8 protein-coding genes are annotated in these 8577 nt (G+C 71.4%); 4 read left to right on the forward strand and 4 right to left on the reverse strand.

Annotated elements, in window-relative coordinates:
- The 4 genes from Q0741_RS03910 to Q0741_RS03925 all read right to left on the reverse strand — a co-directional run.
- A partial coding sequence (locus Q0741_RS03910) for a hypothetical protein (RefSeq protein WP_298231886.1) occupies positions 1–390 on the reverse strand: 390 nt, incomplete at its 3' end.
- A 398-nt stretch (positions 391–788) separates the two neighbouring features.
- Complete coding sequence (sctC, locus tag Q0741_RS03915; protein WP_298231887.1) at positions 789–2621, reverse strand: type III secretion system outer membrane ring subunit SctC; 1833 nt, start codon at positions 2619–2621, stop codon at positions 789–791.
- Positions 2618–4576: a flagellar biosynthesis protein FlhA gene (locus Q0741_RS03920; RefSeq protein ID WP_298231888.1), complete on the reverse strand. Its 1959-nt coding sequence runs from the start codon at positions 4574–4576 to the stop codon at positions 2618–2620. Before Q0741_RS03920 ends, sctC begins: the two co-directional genes overlap by 4 nt.
- A gap of 76 nt (positions 4577–4652) precedes the next feature.
- Positions 4653–5456, reverse strand: coding sequence for a lytic transglycosylase domain-containing protein (locus tag Q0741_RS03925; protein ID WP_298231889.1), 804 nt, complete (start codon positions 5454–5456; stop codon positions 4653–4655).
- Between the two features lie 335 nt (positions 5457–5791).
- Between Q0741_RS03925 and sctU the strand changes: the two genes are divergently transcribed.
- The 4 genes from sctU to Q0741_RS03945 form a co-directional block, all read left to right on the forward strand.
- Positions 5792–6985, forward strand: coding sequence for a type III secretion system export apparatus subunit SctU (gene sctU / locus Q0741_RS03930; RefSeq protein ID WP_298231890.1), 1194 nt, complete (start codon positions 5792–5794; stop codon positions 6983–6985).
- Positions 6982–7293 carry a flagellar biosynthetic protein FliO gene (locus Q0741_RS03935; protein WP_298231891.1) on the forward strand — a complete coding sequence of 104 codons (312 nt, stop codon included), beginning with the start codon at positions 6982–6984 and terminating at the stop codon, positions 7291–7293. The genes sctU and Q0741_RS03935 overlap by 4 nt, the downstream gene beginning before the upstream one ends.
- Positions 7294–7503: 210 nt before the next feature.
- Positions 7504–8232 (forward strand): hypothetical protein, encoded by a 729-nt coding sequence (locus Q0741_RS03940; protein ID WP_298231892.1) that lies wholly within the window; start codon positions 7504–7506, stop codon positions 8230–8232.
- An 87-nt stretch (positions 8233–8319) separates the two neighbouring features.
- Positions 8320–8577 (forward strand): hypothetical protein (locus Q0741_RS03945; RefSeq protein WP_298231893.1); only part of this gene is annotated, 258 nt, incomplete at its 3' end.

The following is an 8577-nucleotide window of genomic DNA, read 5'->3' on the forward strand; positions in this document are numbered from 1 at the left end:
CATGGTGCGCCAGCTGCACGTCCACGTCATCGCCCGCTTCACCACCGATGCGGCCGGGCCGAAGGCCACCACCGTGCTGCCCAGGCGCAGCGCGGCGCGCGGCGGCCAGGGCGCGACGCGGCCGCTCTCCAGCGTCTCGCCGGCGAGATCCACGGTGCCGCTCAGCACTTCCAGCAGCGCGTGGCCGCCGGCGGCGGCGATGCGCACGCGCGCGGCGGGGCCGGCGGGGTCGTGCAGCAGCAGGTCGGCCTTGCCGTCATCGATGATGGTGTCGGCCACGGCCAGCACGCAGGTGCCGGCCAGCGGCGCCCGCGCCCCGGCCTGCGGGCCTTCGAGGACGCGCAGCTCCAGCGCGTCGTCGTCCAGGGCGGAGAAGGCGGTGTGGTCCATGCCCGTTGTCCTTTCGTTGCAATCTCAAGCAGGTGCTGAAAGTGCCTTGTCATGCCTGTGAAGGCGCTGTGCTGTCGGGCAAAGGCGGCTGAGCGCTGGCCGTGAGCTGAGTTGCTTCGTTAACTACTTCGTCATTCCCGCGAAGCCGGGAATCCAGGCGGCCCCACGTTGGCGCGAAGCCAAGGTGCTGCGAACCAACCCTCCAAACCTTCCCGACCTTCCGCCCGATCCGCTTGCGGCGGCTTGGGGACCGCCTGGGCTCCCGCCTCCGCGGGAGTGACGAGTCGGCGTGCGAACCGGCTTGGCTTGCGAGATGCCACAGGGAGTAGTTCCCCGGACAGCACTGCGCGGAAGCGGCCATGGCATGCATTGCGTCATCAACCATTCCGGAGCCGGCATCAGCGCCCGGGGCTCATCGCGTCCAGGTCGATCTCCACCGGCGCGCGCTCGGGCGTGTAGCGCGAGCCGGCGGCCGGGGCCGCGGCCACCGGCGGGACGGCCGGCTGCAGCGCGGTGTTGGTGGGCGCCGGGCGCGAGTTGGCCAGGCGCGGCGTGATCAGGAACATGCGCTCGATGCGCGCGCTGCTGCTGGTCTTGTTCTTGAACAGGTTGCCCACCACCGGGGCGTCGCCCAGGCCCGGCACCTTGTCCACGTTGCTGGTGCTCACCTCGCGCGTCATGCCGCCGATGAGCAGGCTCTCGCCCTCGGCGATCAGCGCCTGCGTGTTGATGCTGGAGCGCTCGACGATGGGGATCTGGTCCACCTGGCGCCCGGTGAGCGCGCCGTCCTCCACGTTGACCAGCAGCTTGATGCGCGTGGCGTCCTGGTCGCGGAACACGTGCGGCGTCACGCGCAGCGAGGTGCCGGCGCTGACGTTGAACAGGTCCACCTCCTCGCGCCCGGCCACGCGCACGAAGAACGTGGAGGTGTTGTCGAACACCGCTTCCACGTTGGAGAGCGTCACCACCTGCGGGCTGGAGACCACGCGCGCCGCGCCCTCGGCCTGCAGCGCGTTGATGCGGGCGATGAACTGCCCCAGCGAGCCCAGCACCGTGGTGGCCACGCCGCCGCGGCCCAGCGTGCCGGCGGCCAGGTTGCCGAAGGAGGCCGAGTTGCCGGCGTTGTTCCAGCGCCAGTTGACGCCCAGCTCGCGCAGCCGGTCGGTGTTGACGTCGATGATGGTCGCCTCGATCTCCAGCGACTGCGGCTCCACGTCCAGCGCGGCGATGAGCTGCTCGTAGCGCGCCAGCCGCTCGGCCACGTCGCGCACGATGATGGCGTTCAGGCGCGGCTCGGCCTCGATGCTGACCTGGCGCGGGTCGTAGGCCACCGCCGGGCCGGCCGGGGCGCTGGCCGCGGGGGCCTCGCCCGCGGGAACCGCGGTGCTGTTGAGCGCGTTGACCAGCGCGTCCACCGCGCGGCCGCGCGCGGCGTCGGCGGATTCCTTGTTGCGCTCGGCCGAGGTGGGCGCCACGCCCTGCGAGGACAGGCCCTGGCCCTTGAGCTTGGGCAGCGTCGGCCGCAGCGCGACGTCCTGCGCGCCGGCACCGCCGGGGCGCGAGCCCACCAGCGAGCGCAGGATGGACGCCACCCCTGGCACCACGATCTGCCGCCCGCCGAGGTTCACGGTGGTGTCCTGCGCCCAGGCGTAGCGCAGGTAAAAAACCTTGAAATCCATCTGTCCCGGCACGGCCGGCGCGGTGGCCGCGGCCTGCACCGACTGCGCGGCGCGGACCAGTTCGTCGATCTGTTCGGCGAAGCGCTTGGTGCCGCTGATGACGAGCTGGCTGCCCGCCGTCAGGCGCAGCGTGTTGCGCGCGTCGGGCAGGCCCAGCGCCTGCGCCTCGCGCATCACGCGCTCGGCGGCGGCGGGCGCCAGCGCCTGGCTGCGGTTGACCAGCTCGGTGGCCGGCACCACGTGCATGGCCGCGCCGTCGTAGTAGGTCACCAGGTTGTAGACGCGCGCCACGTCGCGCAGCACGCGCTCGGCCGGGCCGCTGAAGTTGCCGTTGACGCTGCCCGAGAGCTGCGGGCTGATCACGGCCGGCACGTCCACCGAGGCGAAGAGGTTCTGCAGGAACGCGGCCACCGGCTGCTCGCGCGCGGTGAGCGTCAGCGGGCGCGCCGCGTTGGGCATGGGCGCGGCCAGCGCGGCGGCCGTGGCGGCGCCGCAGAGCAGGGCGCAGGCGGTGCGGCGCAGGGCGCGCGGCAGGGCAGTGAAGGTGTTCACGCGGCCTCCAGCATCGGCGCGGCCGGCAGGGCCACGCGTTCGAGCACGTCGAGCTGCAGCGTGGGCATGAGCTCGTGATAGGACAGCACGGGGGTGTCGAAGCACTCGGCCTCGATCAGCCGCCGCACGTGCCAGCGGATGTCGATGGGCGTGAGCAGCGCCGAGGGCTGGTGGCGGTGCACCGCGGCGCCCAGCGCCTGGCTGATGCGCTGCGCCACCGCGGGCTCCAGCGCCAGCTGCGAGCCGCTGCTGTTGGTGCGCACGCCCTGGCGCAGCAGGTCCTCCAGCGCCGGGTCCAGCATCAGCGCGCGCAGCTTGCCGCTGGGCGCCACCTGCCAGCTGATCTGGCGCTTGAGCGCGATGCGCGCCAGCTCGGCCAGCGAGTGCGCGTCCTTCTCGCGCTGCGCGGCGTCGGCCAGCGCCTCCAGGATGTCGCGCAGGTTGCGGATGGAGACGCCTTCGCCCACCAGGCGGCGCAGCACCTCGGCCACGCGCTGCATGGGCAGCGCGCGCAGCACCTCCTTGACCACGTCGGGCATGTCGGTGGAGGCGCGGGTGAGCAGCAGCGTGGTGTCCTGCGTGCCCAGGAACAGCGGCGCCTGCCGGCGCAGCGACTGGCGCAGCGCGTCGGCCAGGCCGCGGTACACGTCCTCCGTGGGCAGCGGCCCGTGCGCCAGCGGCACCTCGAAGGCCAGCAGTTCCCAGTCGTCCTCGCCCGCGCCGTGCAGGTGCACGCGCGGCAGGTGCAGGCCCAGCTGCAGTTGAAAATCGTCCAGCACCTCCTCCAGCGCGCGGGCCAGCCTGGCGGCGCCGTCGTCCACCAGCAGCCGCGACGGCACGCGCAGCAGCAGCGGCACGGCGGGGCGCGCCTGGGGCAGCGCGGTGGAGGTGACCTGCGGCGCGGTCTGCAGCTTCTGCACCATGCCGCGCACGGCCGGGTTGCGCGACTGCAGCAGGCGGTCGCGCCAGGCCGGGGTGAGCAGCACGCCGGCGCCGATGCACAGCAGCGCCAGCGACAGGAAGGCGCCCACCGGGAAGCCCGGCACCAGGCACATCAGCACGCAGATGCCGCCGGCCACCAGCAGCACGCGCGGCTTGGCGGTGATCTGCTTGCGGATGGCGTCGCCCAGGTGCTTGTCGTCGTCGTCGCCGCTGCGCGTGACGATCAGGCCCGCGGCCATGGCGCCCAGCAGCGCCGGCACCTGCGCCACCATGCCCTCGCCGATGGTCAGGATCGAGTACTTGTGCACGGCGGTGCCCACGTCCATGTCCTGCATCACCACGCCCACGGCCAGGCCGCCGAGCAGGTTGATGGCGATGATGACGATGCCGGCGATGGCGTCGCCCTTCACGAACTTCATGGCGCCGTCCAGGCTGCCGTGGAGCTTGCTTTCCTGCTCCAGCGCCTTGCGCTTGCGCCGGGCCTCGTCCTTGTCGAGCAGGCCCGAGCGCAGGTCGGAGTCGATGGACAGCTGCTTGCCGGGCATGGCGTCCAGCGAGAAGCGCGCCGCCACCTCGGCCACGCGCTCGGCGCCCTTGGCGATGACGATGAACTGCACCACGGTGATGATCAGGAACACCACCAGGCCGACCACGAGGTTGCCGCCCGCAACGACCTTGCCGAAGGTGTCGATGATGTGGCCCGCGTCGCCGTGCAGCAGGATCATGCGCGTGGTGGCGATGGACAGCGAGAGGCGGAAGAGGGTGGTCATCAGCAGCACGCTGGGGAACACCGAGAACTCCAGCGGCGACTGGATGTAGATGGCCAGCAGCAGCAGCATCAGCCCCGAGGCGATGTTGGCCGCCACCAGCAGGTCGATGAGCCACAGCGGCAGCGGCAGCACCATCAGCGCCACGATGGCCACCACGCCCGCGACCAGCAGCAGGTCGCTGTAGCGCGACAGCACGCTCTCGGGCGTCTTGCCGGAGCTGCGGAAGAAGTCGGCCATGCTCATTTGGACCCCCTCGCGCTCCGCGCGGTCGCCCCGAGGGGGACGGAGCACTTCCTTCGGAACGGCCGTGCGGAAGTGCTCACAGCGCACCTCCGGCCTTGGCGACGATCTGGCCCGTGGGCGAGACGCTGAATTCCTGCTGGAGCCGGCGGTACACCGCCGTCACGTTGCGCACGTAGGCCTGGGTCTCGGCGTAGGGGGGTACGCCGTTGTACTTGGCGACCGCGCCTTCGCCGGCGTTGTAGGCGGCGAGCACGCGCGTGAGGTCGGCGCCGAAGCGCTGCTGCAGCGTGCGCAGGTAGGCGGCGCTGGCCTGGGCGTTGGTGCCGGCGTCGAGCAGGCTGCGCTCGGCGTCGCTGCCGGCGCCGAAGCGCTTGCCGGTGGCGGGCATCACCTGCATCACGCCGCGCGCGCCGGCGTGCGAGATGGCGCTGGCGTTGTGGCGCGACTCCACGTGCGCGATGGCGTGCATCAGCAGCGGGTCGATGCCGTGGGACTGCGCCGCCGACATCAGCGCGGGGGCGACCACCAGCACGCGGCGGCCGTGGCTGTCGTTCACGGGGGCCGGGGCGCGGCGCGGGGCGGGCAGCATTTGCGGCTGCACCTGCGGCTCGGCCGGCACGGCGTAGGGGTCCGCCGCGGGCTCGGCCATGCGGATGGTCACGGAGGCCGGGCCGCGGTTGTAGAGGTCCAGCTGCGCGGAGCGGTGCAGCCTGGCCTCGCCGTTGAGCACTGCGCACTCCTGGGCGATGAGGCGGAACTTCTCGGTGCTGGGGCCCTTCTCGGCGGATTTCACATCGGGCAGCGGGCCGCTGCAGACCTGTTGCGCCCGGGCCTGCGGCGCGGCGGCCAGCAGCGCGGCGAGCAGCAGGCCGCCGCTCATGAGCGCGAGGCGCTGCGGCTGCGGGTGGCGGAGAGCGGTTGTTCTGATGGCAGGCGGCTTCATGGGGCGCTCCAGGCGGGGAACCAGGTGGCGCTGGGTTGCGGCCGCGGGGCGGAGGGTTCATGCCGCGTGCAGCTCAGGCGTGCGTCTTCCCCCAGGCGCGGCGGGTCGCCGGCCACTGCGTCGTCGAACACGTGCGGAAGTTCACGCTCGCCCCGTGCGTTGCACCGCGCGCCGCCCCGGCGCATCGAATTGGTAACGCCCGCAGTTGGGAATGAACCCAATCGGCAATGGCCGCAACGCAGGGGCCATCACCACCTCTCGCGGGAGCTGCCATGGCCGAGGACAGCGGCGACAAGACCGAGAAACCCACACCGAAGAAGCTGCAGGACGCGCGCAAGAAAGGCGACGTGCCCAAGAGCAAGGAAATCACCAGCACGCTGCTGCTGGGCGTGTGGCTGGGCCTGGGCACCTTCGCCGTGGATCAGGCGGCCCAGCGCGTGGGCGCGCTGTTCGAGGCCTTCTTCGTCACCGTCGGCCAGGGCTGGACCCTCACGGGCTTCGCCGGCGCGGTGCGCGCGCTGGGCATGCAGGCGCTCGAAGCCGGGCTGCTGCTCACCGCGCTGCTGCTGGCGCCGGTGGCCGCGGCGGGGCTGCTGATCGACTTCCTGCAGATGGGCCCGATCCTGACCTTCGAGAAGGTGATGCCCAAGCTGGAGAACATGAACCCGGTCCAGGGCGTCAAGCGCATGTTCTCGATGGACAACCTGGTCGAGCTGCTCAAGGCCGTGATCAAGGCGGCGCTGCTGCTGTTCATCGGCTGGCTGGTGCTGCGCGCGGCGCTGCCGCAGCTCGTGGGCCTGGCGCGCTCGCCGCAGACCTCGCCGCAGCTCATCGGCGCGCTGGCCTGGGAGCTGAGCTCGCGGCTGGTGACGTGGACGCTGGGCGTCTTCGCCTTCGTCGCGCTGCTGGACATCGTCTACCAGCGCCACTCCTTCGAAAAGAAGATGCGCATGAGCCTGCGCGACATCAAGCAGGAGTACAAGGAAAGCGAAGGCGACCCGATCATCAAGCAGCAGCGCAAGCAGGCGCATCAGGAGTGGTCGCAGCAGAACCAGACCCAGGCCGCGCGCAACGCCAACGTGCTGGTGGTCAACCCCACGCACGTGGCCATCGCCATCGACTACGACCGCGAGACCTCGCCCGTGCCCACCATCGCCGCCAAGGGCGAGGACCACGTGGCGCGCGCCATGCGCGAGGCGGCCGAGGAGGCGGGCGTGCCCATCGTGCGCAACGTGCCGCTGGCGCGCGATCTCCTGGCGCGCGGCGAGATCGGCGAGATCGTGCCCGGCGACCTGTTCGAGATCATCGCCGAGGTGGTCCTGTGGGCGCGCGAGGTGCGTGAGCGCGTCGATGCCCAGCGCCGCGAAGCCGATGGCGAAGTCGTGCCCCCGCTGCCCGCGCCGCGCCTGCAGGCGCCCGGCGAAGACCTCACCCACTACCCGGATGAATCATGGAACCGTTCGTGAGCAATTTCGCCCGCATGCTGGCGGCGCTGGCCCTGGTGCTGGTGCTGGCGTGGATCGCGCTGCGCGTGCTGCGCGGCCGCCTGGGCCGCGGTACGGGAGCCCAGGCGGGCCGTGCCGCCGGCAATGGCGAGGCGCTGCGCTTCGTGCGGGCGCTGCCCGTGGGCACCAAGGAGCGCGTGGTGCTGGTGGAGCACCGCGGCGAGCGCTGGCTGCTGGGCGTGACGGCCGGGGGCATCAGCACCATCGCGCACTGGAGCGCTCCCGGCACCGCCCTCGAAAAAGCCCTGCCCGGCGGGCCATCCGATTAGGAACGTTACTGACTGCGGCCGCTACGCACTGCCGCAGGTCCCGACTTTCGGCGAAGGCCTCCATCGCCTTCAATGGAGACCGTCAGCGATGCAAAACCACCGGTTGAAGCAGCGCAGGCGAAAAGCAGCTCCGCAGCGATGCGGACGGTTACCTCAGCAACCAGGGCGCGGTTTCAACCCTGAAGCGCCCGAAACTCGAAGGAGTACATCATGATCCCTGCACTCGGTGCGATTGGCGGCCTGCTCGGCGGCGCTGGCGGTATTGGCGGCCTGCTCGGCGGTGGTGGCTTGATCGGCTCGGTGATGGACGTGGGCAAGCTGCTCATGCCCGGCGCCGGCATGGCGGGCAGCCTCATCAACAACCTGATGGGCAGCGCCATCGGCGGTGCGGTCAACGGGGCCGTGGACCAGCTGTGCAAGGACTTCGGCATGCCCAAGTTCATCGGCGACATCATCAAGAACGCCGTGGACCAGGCCGTGGGCCAGAACAAGCAGCACTGCGGCACCGAAGGCGGCGGCATCGCCGACAAGCTGGGCAAGGCCTTCGAGGACTTCTCCAAGGGCCTGATGAAGGACATCGTCGATGCCTTCCAGCAGTACAAGAGCGATGCCCGCCAGGGCGGCGCCGAGAACGCCGGCGGCGGCAAGGCCGGTGGCGCCGAGGGCGGCGGCAAGGGCGGCAAGAGCTGGTTCGTGGCGCTGATGAAGGCCCTGGGCGAGGTGCAGAACCAGCAGGCGGCCAAGCTGGAGAAGCTCTCCAAGGAGGTGTCGGACGTGCTGGGCGCGGGGGAGAACTCCGGCGGCTCGCAGCAGGCGCAGTTCGACAAGATGGAGGAGTTCAAGGCCGAGTCCAAGCTGCAGGAGGTGCTGGCCAACGTCACCAAGTCCATCGGCGACGCCATTGGCAACTCCATCTCCACGGTGTCCCGCGCGCAGTAAAACCGCGACCGGAGCACGCAAGTGCCGGGCGGCGGAGGTGCCCAGGGCGGGCGCCTGCCGCCGCCGCTTTTTTTCAAGGAGCCGTGCATGGATGCCAGGAAAGTGCTGCTCGCGCTGGGCGCGGCCGCCGCCGCCTCGGCCGCGCTGCCGCTATGGGCACAGGACATCGACTGGGCGCGCCGCGACTACGACTTCGCCACGCGCCAGCTCGACGACTTCATGTGGCGCCACCAGCGCAGCCTGGTCAACCCGGTGGCGCGCGCGGTGCAGCGCAACGCCCAGCAGGGCGGCGCGGCGCGGCGCCAGGCGCAGCCCATGGCGGCGGCGCCCGCGACGACGGGCCAG

The organism is uncultured Azohydromonas sp. (assembly GCF_937926365.1).
Taxonomy (GTDB): Bacteria; Pseudomonadota; Gammaproteobacteria; order Burkholderiales; family Burkholderiaceae_C; genus Azohydromonas.

Coding starts and splice junctions, on each gene's coding strand:
- sctU (WP_298231890.1), top strand. CDS start 5,792: ATGGCCGAGGACAGCGGCGACAAGACCGAGAAACCCACACCGAAGAAG.
- Q0741_RS03940 (WP_298231892.1), top strand. CDS start 7,504: ATGATCCCTGCACTCGGTGCGATTGGCGGCCTGCTCGGCGGCGCTGGC.
- Q0741_RS03925 (WP_298231889.1), bottom strand. CDS start 5,456: ATGAGCGGCGGCCTGCTGCTCGCCGCGCTGCTGGCCGCCGCGCCGCAG.
- Q0741_RS03920 (WP_298231888.1), bottom strand. CDS start 4,576: ATGAGCATGGCCGACTTCTTCCGCAGCTCCGGCAAGACGCCCGAGAGC.